Here is a 19,100-nt window from a genome sequence, read left to right on the forward strand (position 1 = left end):
GGGGCCCCTGTTCACCAATCATATATCTTGGTTAATAAGGGCGATGAAATTCATCTCGCCTTATTATTCAGCTTCTACGAAACCGTCTTGTTCAGCTTGAACCGCTAGGTCTTGACCGCGACCAGCTTTAGCAGCTGCAGCAACTGACTCAGTGTACAGACGGATAGAACGCATAGCATCATCGTTACCAGGAACGATGTAGGTGATGCCGTCCGGTGAAGAGTTAGTATCTACAACAGCAACAACTGGGATACCTAGGTTGTTAGCTTCTTTAATTGCGATGTGCTCATGGTCAGCACCGATAACGAAGATAACGTCAGGTAGACCGCCCATGTTCTTGATACCACCAAGAGACTTTTCTAGTTTCTCAAGCTCGCGAGTACGCATTAGCGCCTCTTTCTTAGTTAGCTTGTCGAAAGTGCCATCGATTGACTGGCTTTCTAGATCTTTTAGACGCTTGATTGATTGACGAACTGTTTTCCAGTTAGTCAACATACCACCTAACCAGCGGTTATCAACATAGTACTGATCACAAGAAATTGCTGCTTCTTTGATAGCTTCGCTTGCAGCGCGCTTAGTACCTACGAAAAGAACTTTCCCTTTCTTAGATGCTACGTTGCTGATGAACGCTAATGCTTCATTGAACATAGGCACAGTGTGCTCTAGGTTAATGATGTGGACACCATTACGAGCACCGAAGATGAAAGGCTTCATCTTTGGATTCCAGTAACGAGTTTGGTGACCGAAGTGAACACCGGCTTGAAGCATGTCGCGCATTGAAACTGTAGTCATTTTATTACCTTAAAATTGGGGGTTAGACCTCCACGCATCCCATATCTCCGACCTTTTTATAGGCACCCCGGAGAACGTGTCGATACGTGTGTGATTTAGTATTTAGTAATTGCCATGTATAATGGCCGCCAGATTCGCTCTTAACCAAACGTCAGAAGACCTGGTCAGATGACAAGTAATCAAGAGTCAAACGTAACGGCGCGCTTTATACCATGAAATCAGCGAAAACACAAATTTTTAGCATAGCTGGCGCGCCAAAAATAAGACTACCGAGAAACAAGAGAAAGCCTAATGAGTATAGTGATTAAAACAGCCGAAGAGATCGAAAAAATGCGCGCTGCGGGCAAATTAGCCGCCGATGTGCTAGAAATGATAGCCCCTTATGTGAAGGTCGGCGTCACCACGAATGAGCTTAACGATATCTGTGCGAAATATACTGAAGAACAAGGGGCTATTTCGGCTCCACTGAACTATCACGGTTTCCCAAAATCTATTTGCACCTCTATTAATGAGGTGATTTGTCACGGTATTCCCAGTGACAGAGCCTTAAAAGATGGCGATATCCTCAATATCGACATTACCGTGATTAAAGATGGCTACCATGGTGACACCTCAAAAATGTTTCTGATTGGTGATGTCAGCGCCAAAGATAAACGTCTGTGCCGTGTTGCCCAAGAAAGCCTGTATGAAGCCATTAAAAAGGTGCGTCCAGGTATGAAGCTAGGTGAAATTGGTACCATCATTGAGAAATACATTAAGGGTAAGAAAACGGGTCTCGAAAAATACAGTATCGTGACCGATTATTGCGGCCATGGTATCGGCGCAGGTTTTCACGAAGAACCTCAAGTCATGCATTACAAAAACAATGACAAGACCGTACTGCGTCCGGGCATGTGTTTTACCATCGAGCCGATGATCAATGCGGGTCGTCACACTAGCGTGTTAGATAAAGACGACAACTGGACTGTAACCACCTCTGATGGCAAAAACTCGGCCCAATGGGAACATACCCTATTAGTGACTGACAAAGGTGTCGAGGTACTAACACTGCGCACTGAGGAAGACTTTCCGCGCATAATCAATCACTAATTACTGTACTTTTCGTTTAAGAATTGCGTAAAGTGGAGAAGGAATTGCGATAATATCGGGCAGTGGGCTGGCAACAGTCACTGCCTTTTCCCCAAGGATGCCAATGAATAACGCACTGAACGCCAAATCTGCCTTAAAACTGCAAAACGAGCAACTATTAGAGCGATTTAACGCCGGCGAGTCAGTCACCTTGTTGGTCAAGCAACGCTGCCGCGCCGTCGATGCATTATTGTGCAAACAATGGCAATGCCATCGACTCGACCAACACCCTGTGGCCCTGATCGCGGTGGGCGGTTATGGCCGCGGTGAACTGCACCCCCATTCAGACGTAGATCTGCTGTTTTTAATTGACGGTAAATTATCTCAAGCAGGTGAACACCAATTGGGACAATATATCGCCTTTTTATGGGACGCTGGCTTAGAAGTCGGCCACAGCGTACGCAGCGTCGATGACACCATTAATCAAGGGCGTACTGATATTACCATTGCTACCAACTTGCTCGAAGCACGGCAGTTATGTGGTCCACAATACTTATTTGATGAATTATATAACCGCGTAAGAGAAGCCAACTTCTGGCCCCCCAGCGACTTTTTTGTCGCTAAGCGCGATGAACAGATGCTCAGACATGCTAAGGCCAGCGCCTTCGATCTCGAACCCAACATTAAGTCATGCCCCGGCGGTTTACGCGACATTCAAACGATTACCTGGGTAGCAATGCGTTACTTTAATGCCAGCTGCACCGAAGACTTAGTCGCCCACGGCTTTTTAGAAAAAGAGGAGTTAGATGAGCTTCTCGAATGCCAAGAATACCTGTGGCAGTTGAGATTTGCACTGCACCTTATCTCGGGCCGAGACGAAAACCGCTTATTGTTTGATCTTCAGCGTCAAGTCGCCACACTGCTTGGCTATAAAGATGAAACCCAGCTTGCGGTAGAACAGATGATGAAACGCTACTATCGCACGGTGCGCCGTGTGATGGAGCTCAACCAAATGCTATTGCAACTGTTTAAACGGGCAACCTTAGGTCACACCAAGGCGCTTGAGATCTTCCCTATCGATGAAAACTACCAACGCCGCAGTAGTTTTATCGAGTGCCTTAAGCCTAATGTATTTGACGATCCCGCCGAGATCATGGGGCTCTTTTTACAAGTCGCGCGTAACTCTAATATTAAGGCGATTTATGCGCCGACCTTACGCCGGCTTCGCCGGGCACGGCGAGCACAAACACAACCGTTAATGCATCATGAGGCGTGCCGCGCGATATTTCTTGAAATTTTACGTCATCCACGCGGTATAGCGGCCCTCTCCTTGATGCACAGCCACGGGATCATGTCCGCCTATTTGCCTGCTTGGCGCAGTATCGAAGGGCAAATGCAGTTTGACCTGTTCCATGCTTATACGGTCGATGAGCATACCCATAGATTAATCTTAAATATCGAGCGGTTTTCTCAACCCGAGCAAAAAGAGGAATTTCCACTCGGCTCTGTGCTGATTAATCAGCTGCCTAAAAAAGGCTTACTGGTATTAGCAGCTATTTTTCACGATATTGGTAAAGGCCGCGGCGGCGATCACAGCAAGTTAGGCGCTGTCGATGCTCAAGCATTTTGCGATCTACACGGCTTAAATAAACATGATGGCAGACTGGTTAGCTGGCTGGTAGAGAACCACCTTATCATGTCGGTAACGGCCCAGCGCCGAGACATTTCCGACCCTGATGTGGTCGCTGAATTTGCCGATAAAGTGCGTGATGCTGTGCATTTAAGCTATCTCTATTGCCTGACGGTGGCGGATATTTGTGCCACTAACGAAAAAACCTGGAACAGCTGGAAAGGCTCATTACTGCGCGACCTTTACTTTTCAACGCAGCGGGTGCTGGCACGCGGTAAAGAGAAGCCGGTTGATATTCGAGCTCGGGTTCGCGAGCACCAAGCCAAAGCGAAAAAAGAGCTGCTCAGACGTGGCATTAAAGAAAAAAGCCTCGACCAATTATGGTTACGCTTTAAAGCCGATTACTTTTTACGTCATCAGCCCAATCAAGTGGCTTGGCATGCCGAGGCTATCCTTAAACATAAACATGATGAAGCCTTGGTGCTCATCTCTAAACACACCACCCGTGGTGGTACAGAATTATTTGTCTATACCCCAGACAAACCGAGATTATTTGCCACCGTCATGGCGGTACTCGACAATAAAAACATCAATGTGCATGATGCTAATATCATGAACTCAAAAGACGGATATGCACTGGATTCTTTTGTCATTTTAGAGCAAGATGGCAGCCCAGTTTCGCAGTTATCTCGGATTCAGAGTTTAAGAAAAGCCTTGGTCAGAGCCTTAAGCAGCGATACCGCCAAACTGCCCAAGTTTAAAAAACTGCCGCGCAAGATGAAGCCCTTTAGGGTACCGACTCAGGTGAGTTTTTTACCTGCGCGCAAGCAAGGCACCACCATGATGGAGCTTATTGCATTAGACAGTCCCGGCTTATTGGCTAAAGTTGGTGATATTTTTTACCGTTGCCAAGTCACACTGCTGGCGGCCAAGATCACCACGATAGGTGAACGTGCAGAAGACTTTTTTATGTTACAAACAGCCGATGGCAAACAGTTAGACCCAGTTCAACAAGAGGAGCTCAGCGCCGCGTTAATCGAAGCGCTCGCCGAGCCAAATAACTAGGGCCTGTTAATCTTTCAAGGTTGTTTTTGCTGCGGATTGCAGGGTATTTATACAAGACAGAAGCTTTGTAGTGTAGTTATTCCACATAAAAAGCTGAGAACGCAGTAAAAATACCCAACAAACGCTGCCCGAAGGGTTCGGCTAAAAACGTTTTACTCTTTGTTAAGTGAATTTTGCTTAGATGACTAGGCTGCAATCCACTCGCCTCGATTAACACGTTTTTGTCTCGAACAACATTCAACCAGCAAAGATCAACAGGCCCTAACTACTTTTTATTCAGCAATCATCTTTAATGATAATCGGGAGACGTTAATGGAGGCTTTACGCCAACGTATTGAAGCAGCTTTTGAAGCTCGCGCAGAAATTACCCCTACCACGGTCGATGCCAGCGTGCGGGCCGACGTAGAAAAAGTCATCAGTATGCTAGATAAAGGCGAGGCGCGCGTCGCCGAAAAAATTGATGGTCAGTGGCATGTGCACCAATGGTTGAAGAAAGCCGTTTTACTCTCTTTCCGTATTTTCGACAACCAAGTCATCGACGGTGCAGAGACTAAATATTTTGACAAAGTGCCAATGAAATTTGCCGACTATGACGAAGCACGTTTTAAAGCCGAAGCCATTCGAGTGGTGCCTCCTGCTGCCGTGCGTAAAGGCTCTTATATCGGTAAAAATACTGTATTGATGCCATCATATGTCAACTTGGGCGCTTACGTCGACGAAGGCACTATGGTCGACACCTGGGCTACTGTGGGCTCATGTGCACAAATTGGTAAAAACGTGCACCTGTCTGGCGGCGTTGGCATTGGCGGTGTGCTTGAGCCTCTGCAGGCTGGCCCAACCATTATCGAAGATAACTGTTTTATCGGCGCGCGCTCTGAAATTGTTGAAGGTGTGATAGTTGAAGAAGGCTCGGTTATCTCTATGGGTGTCTACATTGGCCAAAGCACGCGTATTTTTGACCGTGAAACTGGCGAGGTGCATTATGGCCGTGTTCCTGCGGGCTCTGTCGTTGTGTCGGGGAACTTACCGTCAAAATGTGGCACTTACAGCCTGTATGCGGCAATCATAGTCAAGAAAGTCGATGCAAAAACCCGTGGTAAAGTGGGCATTAACGAACTACTGCGTATCGTTGATTAATCCACATTGCACCGAACGTTAACGCCAGCTGCGCTATCAGCTGGCGTTTTTATGCCCTAAACACAGGCATAGCCTTATACGCGTCGCCCTATTCTACTCCCCCTTAATCTTTGGGTCTCTGACCGATTTGCCCCCACAAAGACACATTTGTTTACCTGCAGATACCATTCGATACATGCCTCACATTCAGATACATTTTCAGACAATTTACTCACAGCTTTTGCCGCTAAAAACGACTTAACTCAACTTTAACCGCCATAAAAGATGTTAGGAGTTCAACATGAAAAAGTTACTCTCAATCGCTATCATTGCCATAGCGCCGCTGGCTTTCTCAACTCAGGCCGCCATGACAGTGCAGATGGAGAACGCCTTAATTGCCGTATGCAAAGCAGGCGCCAGCAATAATGTAGTTAAGTTCAATGGCACCATGCAGGAATACCGCATTAATAAACAGCGTATTTTCCCAAGGCTCGTCTGTAATCAGCAGAGCTTTTACCAATTCGCGCAGTCCAAAGGTGCCGAGCGGACCGCACAGCAGATATTACGCTACACCAAAGGGAATGTGACCATTACAGATATTGCCATGCATTATGAAGATGTACAGATGCTTGCCGTTAACTATTAACGGCTCATCATGAGCCATGGAACGTTAACCAAGAGAGATTAGCCGTAATCAACAAACCAATGACGAAAGCTGAAGCTACATAGCCAATAGGTTAGCGATTCGAAGTTAAGGAGTTGATCTGGCTCTTAATTGACCCCGTCGCCTAGCGACGGGTCAACAAGTGATCCAAATGATATTGATAACATCATTACTGTTGATGTCATTCAATTGCAGCGGAGCGAGAGCCATACTATCAGAACACGACCGTCTTATTGCCATAAACAATCACGCTTTCTTGCAGCACTAATTGCAACGCTTTACTCAACACACTTTTCTCTACATCACGACCACATTGAGCCAGATCATCGGCGCTAAAACTATGATCAACAGGGATCACATCTTGCTTAATAATCGGCCCTTCATCTAAACAGTTATTGACAAAATGCGCCGTAGCACCAATGATTTTCACCCCTCGTTCCCACGCTTGTCGATAGGGCGAAGCTCCCACAAAAGCGGGTAAAAAGGAGTGGTGAATATTGATGATGCGATTAGGGTGTTGCTCAACAAACTCAGGTGTTAACACCCGCATATATTTGGCTAAGACCAAGTAATCGGGTTGATATTGGGCGATAATATCCAACATGGTTTGCTCATGTTCTTGACGGGTCACTCCTTCATGAGAAACATGATAAAAAGGGATACTAAATTTTTCAGCTAACGGCTTAAGTATGTCGTAATTACCAATAATAGCTGAAATTTCAACATCCAAAGCACCGTAATACGCTTTCATAAGCAAGTCGCCAAGGCAATGAGCCTCTTTGGTTACCATCACGACAATCCGTTTGGTGCTTTTGGTTACCAATTTTAAATGACGCTGAACGGGTAACACCTTACCGACATCAGCCAGCAATCCCGGCTCATCCTCGCAGCCTTCAACCTCGGTGCGCATAAAAAATCGTCCCTGAGCATTATCAACAAACTCACTGTTCTTAACGATATTCAAGCCGTGGGCATAACAGACCCCAGTTATTTTAGTAATTAAGCCAGGCGCATCGGCGCAGTCGGTGATCAATACTTTTCGTTGCATCATTTTTCTCCATTAACCTAGAGCTAAGCCGATAATGACATTTTTTTACTCACAAGCCCGGTAATTTAGTCGTTATGATGACGGTTTTCGCCGATTTAAATACTGCTGTAACAGGCGGCGAATACTCTCCGCTTTAGTACCGTAAACCAGTTGTACGCCACTTCCTACCATCACCACCCCTTTAGCACCTAGTTGTGATAGGCGTTGTTTATCAACAAGTGCAGCTTGCTTAACACCGATCCGCAGTCGAGTTAAACAAGCACTCAATTCACTAATATTATCTTTACCGCCTAATGCCGAGATTATGGCAATAATCCCAAGACGCTGCGCCGCCTGCCCGTCGACTCGCCCAGGGGTTTTTAAATTAAAGGTCATAATGGAAATACGAAACACCAGATAATAGATCACTGCCGTCAGCGGGCCTAATACCCAAAACCAATGTGTATTACGTGACAATCCAAACAGTAAGGTAAAATCCACCAGTCCATGGGAAAACACCACACTGTGGTGAATATCTAAAGCTATGGCCACCGCATAGGCAAGTCCGGTCATCAAAGCATGTAATAAAAACAATAACGGCGCGACAAGCATAAAGGCAAATTCGACTGCTTCGGTCACCCCCGTTAACCAGCTAGCCCCCGCAGCTGAGAGCATGATCCCTGCAACGCGATTACGCTCACTCTTATCCGCGCAGCGCCAAATAGCCAGCGCCGCAGCGGGTAATCCCCACATTTTAATCAGATAGCCACCAGCCAGATGCCCCGCTTCAGCGTCGCCCGCTAAATAGCGTGCCACCTCGCCCCGAACCACCTCGCTTTGTGTCACATATTGCCCCATTTCAAGATAAAACGGCACATTCCAAATATGGTGCAATCCAAACGGAATTAATAACCGCTCAACACTGCCGTAAATAGCAAAGGCCAATATGGGATCTTGATACACGGCCCAATCTGAGACGCCCTCAATCCAGTAAGATAGCGGCGGCCATAGTAAAAGGGCGCCATAGGCCAAGCCCATTGCAATAGGTAACATTAACAATGGGGCGCTACGGTGACCTTCAAAAAAAGAGAGCACCGCCGGCAGTCGCAATCGGTCGCTGAACCTAACCGCAATACAGGTTAATGCGCCAACAACAATGCCACCAGCAATACCTGTATCGAACGTTTGCGACCCTAAAATGGTCTGTCCCTCAAGTTGATATATATCGATCCACGCCGACAAACTGGCAAAAAACACCCCATAGCCAAACACCGCTGTAAAGGCGGCAATCCCTTGATCACGACAAAAACCTATCGCTATAGTCACCGCAAACAACATCGGCATCATAGCGAAAATCAACTCACCTATGGCTAACATTACTATGGCACTATTAGGCGAAATAAATGGAATGGGGTTAATGGCCAAGCCAACCATCAACCCCGCTGCTGGTAAAATAGCAATTGGGAGTAATAATGATTGGCTCAGTTGCTGGGCTAATTTAAACCACTGATGGCGAAGTTGTTTCAATCGACGTTACACGGTGAGGTAAGTAGCAACCATTGATTCAACCAGACTTTGGCTTCAACCTCTGGTTCCATGGTTTCACAAGCATCAAGCTTAAGTAGCTCACCGACCCTAGTAGCACCTAATTCAGTTAATAACTCATCAAACTTAATTCCTGCATGGCAGAAAGTCTCATAACTTGAGTCACCCAAGGCTATGACCCCGTAAGCTAACTTAGGTAGATAAGGCGCAACCTCTCTGAGTGTCTCAAACCAAACATTAAGCTCATCAGGAATATCCCCCTGCCCTGTAGTCGATGTAACGATGAGTAATAACTCATCTTCTGGTGGCACAAAGCCTGCTAAAGTTTCGGGGGACATGAGCGCCACAGGCCAATGAGCATCGACTAGTTGTGCTTGTAAGGTTTCGGCCACAAACTGGGCGTTGCCATATACAGTGCCAAAAACTAGATTAATATTTTTCATTTTTTCTTTAGCCCTCGGGACAAAATTTACATATAATTCAAACATACTTTATTGAAAGCTTGATGGCTACACTAGGTTATTGAGTTTCAAGGATCAATTAGATGCGTCACTCGAGCCGAAAAAAACATCTAAAGCATGTTCAACGAAGCGCCCATATTAGACGCATGTGTTATTTCAGAACCATCCACTCCCTCGCTTCACCTCATTCCTGTGTACTGGATATTAGCAATGAAAAGCAGTTATTAATCTGCCAAACTGCCAAAGATAAACAAGAGAGTAAATAGTCAACTTAGCGCCAGTCATACTCTAATGGTAAAGATAAACCTTACTTGCTCAATTGAGTCACTCAAACGTCTGTGGGCCAGCTGACGTTTGAGTGACAATACGATTGAAATACGCCTTATGAACCAGCAATTGTTGTTACTCAAGGTGGCGTAAGGCGTTACATGGTGATGCAGAGGAGCATTTGCGTAATACCAATTACATTAGTTCTCAGGCCTTTTGGTGATAAAAATGTACTGGAGTTTTATTGTCAATTTTATAATATAAACAGCCCATTACTCCAATTAACACCTTATACAAGCGCATTTTACTCATCAATATCAATCGCGTATTTGCTGACTATTTATTGAGTTTGACTGGGATACATTAGCGGTGTTACACCAAAATGAATCAGCGAGCGATGAGTAAGTTTGGCTCATCAGACAACAACTCATCATTCCAACCAAAAGCGTCAAACAAGGTCAACCACTCTGGTTCTAACTCAGTTTCGACACTCATAGGCTCACCCGTTCTTGGGTGGATGAAGCTTAATCTTTTAGCGATAAGCCATAACCGATTGATGCCAAAGTGCTCCCTAAAAAAGCGATTCTGCTTACCATCACCATGAGTCGTATCACCCACAATAGGATGACGCAGATGCGCCATGTGTCTGCGAAGTTGGTGCTTACGCCCAGTATGAGGCGTTAACTGCACCAATGCATAGCGACTGGTAGGGTAACGTCCTGAAGCAAAGGGAATTTCACAATTAAGCAGTGGCTGGTATGTGGTTTGCGCTTCTTGAGCTGCCTTATTAGGGTCCACATCCTTATCTCCCAACTCATCAAACTCCTGTTTAAGTGGATAATCCAAGGTATCACCTTGCAACATATTTCCGCGCACTATGGCTAAATAATGCTTTTCAACCGCTTTTGAAGCAAATTGCTGACATAACATATTGGCCATTTCACTGCTTTTAGCAAACAAGAGTACACCCGATGTTGGCCTATCTAAGCGGTGCACAGGAAACACATGGCAACCGACTTTGTCACGCGTCATCTGCATGGCAAAAAAACGCTCTCGGCGAGCAAGGTAACTGCGATGCACTAATAAACCGGCTGGTTTATGGATCACGACCAGATCTTCATCTTCATAGAGAATAACAATCTCTGGGGCTGACTCAGCGGTACTACAGGCTTCATCACAGGGCATAGCTTGCGGATCGGCTATTGGGTTATCTTGGTTCACTTAAAAACTCATCCAATTGATTAATAAGATTAATTAACATTTTCAGCTCGATGCGGTGTTGCCATACATATTCGGCCATCGGTGCTAACGCTATGTTAGTTGGCAAGGGAGCACGCTGGGCCACAAGCACACTCATCTTAGGAATAAAAATAAATTGTAGCCAATGCTCAAACGGCATCGACTCACAGGCAAACGGCGTAGGATCGGCCATGGCCTGCGTTGACGGTGGCTCATCAGCCCATAACGCCTGTGATTTTAGCTCCTGGGCAATGAGGGCTAATTGCTTTTGGGTAAACTGGTACAACATCGTAATTTCCTACCATCATTGACTATGAAACTTGTCTCTAGTGACGGATATCTTGGCTATTTTGCGCCAAATTATACCATCTCGGTAGAGTTCTCCCTATAATGACGGCCATTGAAATCTAGTCCCCACATGTAACGGCATTCTAACTCATGACTGAAATCACCACTCTTACCCAATTTTTAACCACGGCCAACTCGCAATTCGAAGTCTATGATCTAGGCCGCAGGGTACAACATATCGATAAGTTAACATTTGCCCAAATAGAGCAACTAGAAGCGCCTTACCCTTCACCTATTCAAGGCCATGCTCAGTTTGCGTTGGTATTTTGGGACGCTTCAAAACAGTATTACATCTGGTTTTTAAGGCTCCCTTTAGATGAGCGAGGCTTACTCTCTCCAGCCCCGAGAACCCAATTTATTCGTATGGTACTTGAGGCGCTGGGCAGCGACCCCACCCAACCCATATCTGAAGAACAACAAGATAGACTGGCTAATCACCCTTTCGCCTTTAAGCCAAGCGCCGAAAAGCTGGCACTGTTTAATGCCTTGGTTAGAAAGCAGCTCGGCCAAGTAGCTTCTGCGCAGTATGAATTCGCCTATCAATATCTCTCCGGTCAGGTGGATAGCCGTCGCTGGCAAGATGTTGGCCTGCAAGGGATTGCCGATATATGTGTTCGCTCCGATGAACTCGATCATCAAGCTCAGATTGAAAACGCTTTGGAGCACGGTGCCATTGAGGTACAAATCGCCCTATGTCAGCAATTAGAGCATTTAACCATTTCTGCCGAATTTGCTGAACGCTTATTGGAGAAACTCTATAGCGTGGAAGCTGAACATAAACTTTACTTTATGCGCGCCCTAGCATCCCAAGCGAAGTATTCTCAAAAAGCTATTCATTACTTTGCCCAGCACGATTGTTTAGATAAAGAGACATTAATTACTATTGCAGCGCGTAATTGGATGGCGCTAAAAGACGATCAGACCCGCACTCTTTATCTCGAAGCCCTTGCAAAACAAGATCAACACTTCTTTAACCAAATATTTGCTGATATCGTAGCCATTCCAGCGATTAGAACCGAGCTCTTAATGGAGCTACGTAACCCCAATCGCAGCACTACATTGTCTGCCGCTATAGGCGGATTATTTAAGGTAACGAAAGCATGATGACAGACTTTTTATTGATTGCGGCGCTCGTGATCATTGCGGCTTTTTTCTGGCAATTAAGGCAGATGGCAGAATTAAGCCGTTTGTTTGCCAGTAGCGAATGTAAAAAACAGCGGGTACAGTTTTTGGCTATCGCCATGGAATCGGCCCGTCCCAGCATCGGCGGCAACAGTGGCCTTACATGGAAAGCTAAATTCCTATTGGACTTTAGTACTGACGGCCTCAATCAATATCAAGCAACTATCTGGATGCATGGCAAAAAGATACAAAAAATTCAGTGGCCAATATTCCCAGAACCCGAGTGGCTAGATGCGCCACAAGCCAGTGGCTCTATTGGCGGCGGTTGCGGCAGTCGTGGTGGCTGTAAACCCAATGGCTGTAAATAACACTATGCCTGTAAAACAACGCCAAAAGAAAATTAAAACAAAGCTAAACTCAATTTAAGCGATATGTGACAATTCCTCAAAGAAAAAGCGCGGCTCAATAAAGAGTCGCGCCTTCTGTCTTTCGCTAAGCTATCCTGCTATGCCTGTGCTCCCTGCACCATCCATGGGTTCGAATTGCTCCTTGCCTCTTCCTTGTATCCCTTTCGTCCGTGTACTTGACGTACTGTCCCTTTACTTGGTCATCCTTTTACCAAGTTTGCTTACTCCTTAAGCATGTCCTGTGTCGTCCTTGTGCTTCCTTGCAATACATTCCGTGTTTACTGCCATCCTAGACAGAACGTGTTCATCCATGAGTATTCGGCTTTCCTTAGTCTGCTGGCACTCATCCTGAGCGCTACATCCTTGCCAGTCCTGTGTACTATCGATCCTGATAGCACTGAATCATCCTGACTCATTGTCCATTAGCCTTCATCCCTGAACACGGTTAATTGTAAAACATCGACGATCATTTAATGGGATATGAATAATTCCGTCTGGAGATTTACTATGCTCCGAACAGGTTGCAAGCCAAGCAAAATATTGTTTAAAAAGGATAAAAGTGATCTAGCGCAGACTTTACTACATTAACAAACACCTTTTATCCTACGTGTTTGTGAGAGATAACTTACAAGGTAATGAGTAGATACAGGCAGTGGTAAAAAGAGGATAATAAATGCTTGTTAACCACGCAGTGAAACAGCTAACCATGACTATAGTTCAATCGTAAGCTCAACTGGTTATGCTATTTTACCTAAAAAGAAAAAGGCGCACTAAAGAGTGCGCCTAATATACTTTTGTTAGCCTTCCTGCTATCAAAAATGCTCCCTGCTTCATCCTTAATGCTACAGCGTCCTGCTGACTCCAAACCTGTCCTTTAACGTCCTAATTGTCTCTCCTTAGGTCAGTTATTCCATTAACTGAGACACCCATTCCCTTGAATATTTGTGCGTCCTGCAAGACAATCCTTGTACCAAAAACTTAAGTCGTTATTCCTTGTGGCAACATCCAATGTCACTAGAGTCAATCCTGACTCTTTCCAATACTTTATTCCAAGTACTTCATCCTGAAGTGTCTTAAAGTATGACTTAAGTAAAATCCATAAAGTGATAAAAGTATAATCATAACTGTCGAAGAATGGACTATGAGCAAAACAATCATAATTCCTAGGCTAAATCCTACCCACAAACTAAAACAGTAAGGTATTGTTTTATAATGAAACAAACTAAATCCCAGTAATGAAACACTCAATTTAAAAGTGAATAACGCACATCATTGTGAGAGATCTCTTACATATGCATGAGAGATCAGGTGCTATCCGCAATTAACCGCCAAATGAATTGAACAAGATGTTTCACTCATAGCAACAGCTAAAGCCACTACTCCCGCTGATTTGGCTTAAACCTGAATAACCCTATTACCGACTGCGTAAACATCAGCTAATCAGCCAAAAAACTGTATATTGGGTGAGTAAACGTGGCGGGACGATTATGCTCAAAAACATAGTGCCCTAGCCAAGCTGGAGCATAGCCCACAATAGGGAGCAGTAATAACAAGCAAACGTTACCCAATGAGATTGCTAAGGCAATGAATAGTAATACCAAACTACTGCCAACATAGTGCAGTGCACGACACATAGGATGCTGATGTTGTGATACATAAAACGAGTAAAAATCGCTAAAACGGCGCATAGGTTTATTCACTTTCTGCGCTGCGATAAAATAATAACTCGCCCTCTACATCATCAATGATCAGACTCTCTATGGCTGCAAATCCGAGTTTGGCAAATAGATGAGCATGCTTATCTTCAGTCACAAATACGCCAATACCATCAAGCTCTGGTTGTTCATCACACCAACTCACCACAGCCTGTATTAGGCGGGCTCCTAAGCCTTTATTTTGCTCTATTGGCGTCAATGCAATAAATTGCAAAATACCACAATGAGTACTAGGTAGCAGTTCTAATATTGAGGCTTCTTTGTTCATTAATGCTTGGGTCGAATGCCAACCAGTACTGATCAACATTTTTAATCGCCAATGCCAATAACGTGCCTCTCCCAACGGAACTTGCTGGGTTACAATACAAGCTAATCCAATCAACCTTTGGTCATCAAACAGACCAATTAAAGCTTGCTCTTCTTGCCATAAACTATGAAGTTCTTCACGAATTGCTCCGCGTAATTTTTGTTCATATTGGGCTTTATTACCTTGGTGTAGCGCCGCAATAAAGAAAGCGTCATCATGGTAGGCGTTGTACAAAATAGAGGCCGCTATACGCAGATCTTCAGCGGTTAAATATACAGCCTTATAGTCATTATGGGCCGGCTCAGAAGCTTTATTGTTCATGACTGAATGTCCACATTTGCGATCAATACACTTAATGTAACAAAATTGTTAATTCACGCAAACCCTAATATTTAATGGCTTCATAGTGATTTTCCTATAGTGATTAATTAGACCTTTCTCTACACAAAGCGTTGACTACTTGTCCTATGTTAGTAACTTAATCATTTTGATCCATACTCAATAGCAGTGACTTATTTTGTTTACAAGGGGCAAAAAATGGATATCACCACACCCAATCTCAATAGTTTATTTGCACAGTTAGGGTTACCTAATAGCGATCAGGCGATAGCAGACTTTATTGCGCAACACAAAATGACAGACAATACCCATATTGCAAACGCCGACTTTTGGACTCAATCTCAACGCCATTTTATTAAAGAATCTCTCGAAGAAGATGCGCAGTGGACAGAGGTGATCGATCAATTAGACGCCCAGTTAAGAGCATAAACTTGCAGATTAAAGAGGAGAAAAAGCTTGGCTCGATATCGCATTAACGAGCCAAGTCTCTAATCGCCGTCATGGCCTTTATCATTGCACCATATAACATAGCGAGCTCAAGATAATTAATCCTTTAACTGAGCAGCCACGCTTAGCTTAGAGGTTATCATAGGCCGCATTACCCCAACCAATCACTTGGTTATTGGCTAATACAATCGGCGTACATTCTTCTTTAGTCGTGGTGCCATCTTCTTTGGTGCGCTGGGTACGATAATAAAGTACGGTAACCTCTCGATCTTGTTTAATATACGCCTCACTGAAATCAGCCGTGCCCATGAGAGTGATCACCTGCTCTCTATCCATCCCAATGGTTAACTTCGACAAATTAGCCCTATTTTTAGCTTGTGTGACTTGCCAACTCTGACCCTTATCCCAGCTGGCGTCTTCGTCACCAATATTGATCACACAACCTGACATTCCAATGGTTGATGCTGTCAAAATAATCAAACTCAGTAATTTTGTTTTCACTTTAACTCCCTGTTTATCTATTATAATCAGCATTGTTTACAGCAAAGTACATGCCATAGAGCTATCCATTTGAATAGTAATGACTTTTATTTATTCGACTATTTAGATGAATACAAAAATTGCTAAAAAGTAAGGAATTTCACTCATCATGACTCCGATCGAACAAGTCCTTGCAGTGGCGAAAACGATTGTCGATTCTGGCAAGACTCCAAGCCTAGCACTGATAAAATCTAAGCTGGGAAATTCACTGCCTATGCCGGTGCTCATACAAGGCATACAGCGCTTTAAGGCGTTATCTAAGGAAGAAGTGGCGGCGCTTGATGCAAGCTATCGCCTGCCCGTCGTGCTAGAGCAGTCCACCAGTGCCGAGACCGCCTTAGCCCAATTGCAGCAACAAGTACATGCCTTAACACAACAGCAACAGGAGTTAATCAATAGGATCTCCGCCCTCGAAGCCAAATTAACACAGCGAGATCACCATTAATGCACGTCGTGGAATTAAGATTTGAATGCTTCGATAACACCACCATCACCGCGGCAGAACAGGCTATCAATGGGCTTCTCGAAGCTTACCGTGCTAACGGCCAAGTCCTTGGGCGCGAATTTGCCGTGGCATTTAATGACGGGGAGTTTCGCGTACGTCTGCTGATGCCAGAAAAAAGCAGCCTAGCAAAACGCTATAACAGCCCATGGGTCGAGCACGCCCTAGGCAAGCTGACCGAAGCAAAACTGTTGCACCCTCGCGAAAAATATATCGGCCAAGATATCAATTCAGAAGTGACCAGTACAGAGACACCGAGTTGGCAGCTAATTTACACCAGTTACGTGCATATGTGCTCCCCACTTCGCAACGGTGATACCCTGCAACCTATTCCGCTATACCAGATCCCAGCCACCTTTAATGGCGATCATAAGCGGATCATTAAATGGCAAACCGAATGGCAAGCCTGTGATGAACTGCAGATGGCTGCGGCCACCAAAGCCGAATTTGCAGCACTTGAAGAGTTAACCTCGAGTGGCAGCGACCTGTTTAGACGAGGTTGGGATCTGCGCGGCCGCGTCGAGTACCTAACACACATCCCAACCTACTATTACTTATATCGCGTTGGGGGCGAAAGTTTAGCGTCTGAGCAACAACGGCCATGCCCGCGCTGTGGCAATCAAGACTGGTTACTCGATGAGCCCTTACTAGATATGTTCCACTTTCGGTGTGATGACTGCCGCATTGTCTCTAACATCTCATGGGATCACCTTTAACTATTAAAAAATAGATTGAGTGAACTCCCTCCAACAGGCTCATCAACGGGGCATACATTGATGAGCCAGATTGACTTAGTTGTACTGTTAGCCAGCAACGTAAACCTTTAGCTTTTACCTCTGAGGTTAGCCCACATGGTTTTAATCCGCTGCCATATACCGGGATGCTCAAGCTCGGGCAGAGACTCTTCGACATGCTTAACCGGCGGGCATACTCTGGGAGATAACGCGTCGATAAATTCATTTAAACTCTCGGCTAACTGTTGATGTGGCACCTGTCCAGGGATCTCTAGCCAGACACTGCCATCATTATTATCGACCACCAACATCTGATCGCCTTCATTAAGCACGCCAATAAACCAAGTTGGGCTCTGCTTAAGTTTTTGCTTCATCATCAAATGGCCAATCAAGTTTTGCTGTAAATATTCAAAATCTTGATGATTCCACACCTGCAGTAGCTCACCCTGCCCCCAGGCGGAGTCAAACATTAACGGCGCCGCATAGTAAGCCCCATAAAAGGCATTGATGCTGTGATGCAGTCCCAGCTCTAAGGCATGTTCAATATTATTGAAGCCTGCGGGTGATTGCCGCTCAACAGCCTGCCAGCGCACAGCAACCTCTGGACGCTTCAACACATCGGCTTTATCTTCGCTTAAAATACACTCAGAATCCTCCCCTTGTGGGTAATATCTAGGCGGTTCAGCTAGCTTTTCAATATAACTTTGGTGGTAAATTTCAAAAAAATTATCTAAAGCAGGTAAAGAAGACACTTAGCAGCAGTCCAAAATGTGAGTATAATGTATGGCTATTTTGACATGGAAATCCACTCGATGACACCAGTTCATGACCCATATAGTGATGCTCCCGCCCTTGCAGAATTAACCTTAGGCAAATCGACGGGCTATCAAGCACAGTACGATGCCAGCTTATTACAGGGCGTGCCGCGCAAACTTAATCGTGATGCCATTGATTTAAGCGATCAATTGCCATTTCATGGGGCCGATATTTGGACAGGTTATGAACTTTCATGGCTCAATGCCAAAGGTAAACCTATGGTTGCCATTGCCGAGTTCAGCCTAGATGTGAATAGCGCCAATTTAATCGAATCTAAGTCGTTCAAGCTGTATCTCAATAGCTTTAACCAGACTAAATTCAATAGCATTGAACAGGTGCAGCAGACACTAACAGACGATCTTTGCGCATGTGCTCAAGGAGAAATCTCGGTTAAAGTTATCGAGCCAAAGCACTTTGGCAGCCAAAGAATCGTCGAGCTACCCGGTACCTGCATCGATGATTTAGATATCGAAGTCGATGACTATCAATTTAGCAGCGATTACCTTATCGACAGCACCGATGACAAAAGTATTGTCGCAGAAACCTTGACCTCAAACTTGCTCAAGTCCAACTGTTTAATCACCTCACAACCGGACTGGGGCACTGTGATGATTCGCTATCAAGGCCCTAAGATTGATCGTGAAAAACTGCTGCGTTATTTGATTTCGTTTCGTCAACACAACGAGTTTCATGAACAGTGCGTCGAGCGTATTTTTGTGGATCTCAAAAAGTTATGCCACTGCACTAAATTAACCGTTTATGCTCGCTATACTCGCCGAGGAGGGCTCGACATTAACCCTTACCGCAGTGACTTTGAAAATCCACCCGAGAGCCATCGCCTCGCGCGCCAATAGTCACTTAGGCGTTTGCTAACAAAGCGACAAGCTAATAGCGACACCTTATAACAAAATGATTTAATTGAAAAATATCTTCATATAAAATCAATATT

The 19,100-nt window shown here is 44.9% G+C and carries 20 protein-coding genes; 10 read left to right on the forward strand and 10 right to left on the reverse strand.

Going from position 1 to position 19,100, the window contains the following annotated elements; genetic code table 11:
• Positions 1–63: 63 nt before the first annotated feature.
• A complete protein-coding gene (rpsB, locus tag DVO77_RS06680; protein WP_110458609.1) occupies positions 64–792 on the reverse strand; it encodes a 30S ribosomal protein S2 in 729 nt (242 codons plus the stop codon).
• Positions 793–1,083: 291 nt separating this feature from the next.
• Here rpsB and map point away from each other — a divergent pair, with 291 nt between their 5' ends.
• From map to DVO77_RS06705, 4 genes are all read left to right on the forward strand, one after another.
• Complete coding sequence (map, locus tag DVO77_RS06685; protein WP_119977794.1) at positions 1,084–1,881, forward strand: type I methionyl aminopeptidase; 798 nt, start codon at positions 1,084–1,086, stop codon at positions 1,879–1,881.
• A 103-nt stretch (positions 1,882–1,984) separates the two neighbouring features.
• Positions 1,985–4,555: a bifunctional uridylyltransferase/uridylyl-removing protein GlnD gene (glnD, locus tag DVO77_RS06690; RefSeq protein ID WP_110458607.1), complete on the forward strand. Its 2,571-nt coding sequence runs from the start codon at positions 1,985–1,987 to the stop codon at positions 4,553–4,555.
• Positions 4,556–4,867: 312 nt separating this feature from the next.
• Positions 4,868–5,692: a 2,3,4,5-tetrahydropyridine-2,6-dicarboxylate N-succinyltransferase gene (gene dapD, locus DVO77_RS06700; protein WP_110458606.1), complete on the forward strand. Its 825-nt coding sequence runs from the start codon at positions 4,868–4,870 to the stop codon at positions 5,690–5,692.
• Positions 5,693–5,972: 280 nt separating this feature from the next.
• Positions 5,973–6,317 carry a DUF3718 domain-containing protein gene (locus DVO77_RS06705; protein WP_119977795.1) on the forward strand — a complete coding sequence of 115 codons (345 nt, stop codon included), beginning with the start codon at positions 5,973–5,975 and terminating at the stop codon, positions 6,315–6,317.
• Between the two features lie 232 nt (positions 6,318–6,549).
• Here the strand turns inward: DVO77_RS06705 and purU are convergent, their stop codons facing one another.
• The 5 genes from purU to DVO77_RS06730 all read right to left on the reverse strand — a co-directional run bounded on the left by purU (position 6,550) and on the right by DVO77_RS06730 (position 11,163).
• Positions 6,550–7,383 (reverse strand): formyltetrahydrofolate deformylase, encoded by an 834-nt coding sequence (gene purU, locus DVO77_RS06710; protein WP_110458604.1) that lies wholly within the window; start codon positions 7,381–7,383, stop codon positions 6,550–6,552.
• A 72-nt stretch (positions 7,384–7,455) separates the two neighbouring features.
• Positions 7,456–8,889, reverse strand: coding sequence for a PTS transporter subunit EIIC (locus DVO77_RS06715; RefSeq protein WP_119977796.1), 1,434 nt, complete (start codon positions 8,887–8,889; stop codon positions 7,456–7,458).
• Positions 8,886–9,350, reverse strand: a complete 465-nt coding sequence (locus DVO77_RS06720) for a flavodoxin (RefSeq protein ID WP_119977797.1) — start codon at positions 9,348–9,350, stop codon at positions 8,886–8,888. The genes DVO77_RS06715 and DVO77_RS06720 overlap by 4 nt, the downstream gene beginning before the upstream one ends.
• A 672-nt stretch (positions 9,351–10,022) precedes the next feature.
• Positions 10,023–10,820 carry a tRNA pseudouridine(65) synthase TruC gene (gene truC, locus DVO77_RS06725; protein WP_119977899.1) on the reverse strand — a complete coding sequence of 266 codons (798 nt, stop codon included), beginning with the start codon at positions 10,818–10,820 and terminating at the stop codon, positions 10,023–10,025.
• Positions 10,821–10,842: 22 nt separating this feature from the next.
• Complete coding sequence (locus DVO77_RS06730; RefSeq protein ID WP_119977798.1) at positions 10,843–11,163, reverse strand: YqcC family protein; 321 nt, start codon at positions 11,161–11,163, stop codon at positions 10,843–10,845.
• A 149-nt stretch (positions 11,164–11,312) separates the two neighbouring features.
• Between DVO77_RS06730 and DVO77_RS06735 the strand changes: the two genes are divergently transcribed.
• Together DVO77_RS06735 and DVO77_RS06740 are read left to right on the forward strand one after the other, a co-directional pair.
• Positions 11,313–12,326, forward strand: coding sequence for a DUF3549 family protein (locus DVO77_RS06735; protein WP_110458599.1), 1,014 nt, complete (start codon positions 11,313–11,315; stop codon positions 12,324–12,326).
• Entirely contained in the window at positions 12,323–12,712 is a 390-nt protein-coding gene (locus DVO77_RS06740) for a DUF3301 domain-containing protein (protein ID WP_110458598.1), read from the forward strand. Before DVO77_RS06735 ends, DVO77_RS06740 begins: the two co-directional genes overlap by 4 nt.
• A gap of 1,475 nt (positions 12,713–14,187) precedes the next feature.
• Here DVO77_RS06740 and DVO77_RS06745 read toward each other — a convergent pair.
• Together DVO77_RS06745 and DVO77_RS06750 are read right to left on the reverse strand one after the other, a co-directional pair.
• Complete coding sequence (locus tag DVO77_RS06745; protein WP_428842888.1) at positions 14,188–14,451, reverse strand: Mpo1-like protein; 264 nt, start codon at positions 14,449–14,451, stop codon at positions 14,188–14,190.
• Entirely contained in the window at positions 14,444–15,094 is a 651-nt protein-coding gene (locus tag DVO77_RS06750; RefSeq protein ID WP_119977800.1) for a GNAT family N-acetyltransferase, read from the reverse strand. Before DVO77_RS06750 ends, DVO77_RS06745 begins: the two co-directional genes overlap by 8 nt.
• Before the next feature lie 216 nt (positions 15,095–15,310).
• Here DVO77_RS06750 and DVO77_RS06755 point away from each other — a divergent pair, with 216 nt between their 5' ends.
• Entirely contained in the window at positions 15,311–15,541 is a 231-nt protein-coding gene (locus tag DVO77_RS06755) for a DUF2789 domain-containing protein (protein WP_119977801.1), read from the forward strand.
• Between the two features lie 147 nt (positions 15,542–15,688).
• On the opposite strand, the gene DVO77_RS06760 is transcribed toward DVO77_RS06755, so the two are convergent.
• Positions 15,689–16,093 (reverse strand): DUF3192 domain-containing protein, encoded by a 405-nt coding sequence (locus DVO77_RS06760; protein WP_119977802.1) that lies wholly within the window; start codon positions 16,091–16,093, stop codon positions 15,689–15,691.
• Positions 16,094–16,208: 115 nt separating this feature from the next.
• Between DVO77_RS06760 and DVO77_RS06765 the strand changes: the two genes are divergently transcribed.
• Positions 16,209–16,544 carry a hypothetical protein gene (locus DVO77_RS06765; RefSeq protein WP_119977803.1) on the forward strand — a complete coding sequence of 112 codons (336 nt, stop codon included), beginning with the start codon at positions 16,209–16,211 and terminating at the stop codon, positions 16,542–16,544.
• Positions 16,544–17,317 (forward strand): Zn-ribbon-containing protein, encoded by a 774-nt coding sequence (locus DVO77_RS06770; protein ID WP_110458592.1) that lies wholly within the window; start codon positions 16,544–16,546, stop codon positions 17,315–17,317. The genes DVO77_RS06765 and DVO77_RS06770 overlap by 1 nt, the downstream gene beginning before the upstream one ends.
• 107 nt (positions 17,318–17,424) lie before the next feature.
• On the opposite strand, the gene syd is transcribed toward DVO77_RS06770, so the two are convergent.
• Positions 17,425–18,087, reverse strand: a complete 663-nt coding sequence (syd, locus tag DVO77_RS06775; RefSeq protein WP_119977804.1) for a SecY-interacting protein — start codon at positions 18,085–18,087, stop codon at positions 17,425–17,427.
• Between the two features lie 60 nt (positions 18,088–18,147).
• Between syd and queF the strand changes: the two genes are divergently transcribed.
• Positions 18,148–19,005 (forward strand): NADPH-dependent 7-cyano-7-deazaguanine reductase QueF, encoded by an 858-nt coding sequence (gene queF / locus DVO77_RS06780; protein ID WP_119977805.1) that lies wholly within the window; start codon positions 18,148–18,150, stop codon positions 19,003–19,005.
• Positions 19,006–19,100: the final 95 nt, after the last annotated feature.

Origin of the sequence: Shewanella algidipiscicola, assembly GCF_003605125.1 — a bacterium.
Lineage (GTDB): Bacteria > Pseudomonadota > Gammaproteobacteria > Enterobacterales > Shewanellaceae > Shewanella > Shewanella algidipiscicola.

Bases quoted from the DNA above. Each gene is read 5' to 3' on its own strand.
- DVO77_RS06740 (WP_110458598.1), top strand. From the start codon at position 12,323: ATGATGACAGACTTTTTATTGATTGCGGCGCTCGTGATCATTGCGGCT.
- DVO77_RS06760 (WP_119977802.1), bottom strand. From the start codon at position 16,093: ATGCTGATTATAATAGATAAACAGGGAGTTAAAGTGAAAACAAAATTA.
- DVO77_RS06765 (WP_119977803.1), top strand. From the start codon at position 16,209: ATGACTCCGATCGAACAAGTCCTTGCAGTGGCGAAAACGATTGTCGAT.
- dapD (WP_110458606.1), top strand. From the start codon at position 4,868: ATGGAGGCTTTACGCCAACGTATTGAAGCAGCTTTTGAAGCTCGCGCA.
- DVO77_RS06720 (WP_119977797.1), bottom strand. From the start codon at position 9,350: ATGAAAAATATTAATCTAGTTTTTGGCACTGTATATGGCAACGCCCAG.
- purU (WP_110458604.1), bottom strand. From the start codon at position 7,383: ATGCAACGAAAAGTATTGATCACCGACTGCGCCGATGCGCCTGGCTTA.
- rpsB (WP_110458609.1), bottom strand. From the start codon at position 792: ATGACTACAGTTTCAATGCGCGACATGCTTCAAGCCGGTGTTCACTTC.
- DVO77_RS06755 (WP_119977801.1), top strand. From the start codon at position 15,311: ATGGATATCACCACACCCAATCTCAATAGTTTATTTGCACAGTTAGGG.
- DVO77_RS06705 (WP_119977795.1), top strand. From the start codon at position 5,973: ATGAAAAAGTTACTCTCAATCGCTATCATTGCCATAGCGCCGCTGGCT.
- DVO77_RS06750 (WP_119977800.1), bottom strand. From the start codon at position 15,094: ATGAACAATAAAGCTTCTGAGCCGGCCCATAATGACTATAAGGCTGTA.
- queF (WP_119977805.1), top strand. From the start codon at position 18,148: ATGACACCAGTTCATGACCCATATAGTGATGCTCCCGCCCTTGCAGAA.
- map (WP_119977794.1), top strand. From the start codon at position 1,084: ATGAGTATAGTGATTAAAACAGCCGAAGAGATCGAAAAAATGCGCGCT.
- DVO77_RS06770 (WP_110458592.1), top strand. From the start codon at position 16,544: ATGCACGTCGTGGAATTAAGATTTGAATGCTTCGATAACACCACCATC.
- truC (WP_119977899.1), bottom strand. From the start codon at position 10,820: ATGCCCTGTGATGAAGCCTGTAGTACCGCTGAGTCAGCCCCAGAGATT.
- DVO77_RS06730 (WP_119977798.1), bottom strand. From the start codon at position 11,163: ATGTTGTACCAGTTTACCCAAAAGCAATTAGCCCTCATTGCCCAGGAG.
- glnD (WP_110458607.1), top strand. From the start codon at position 1,985: ATGAATAACGCACTGAACGCCAAATCTGCCTTAAAACTGCAAAACGAG.
- DVO77_RS06735 (WP_110458599.1), top strand. From the start codon at position 11,313: ATGACTGAAATCACCACTCTTACCCAATTTTTAACCACGGCCAACTCG.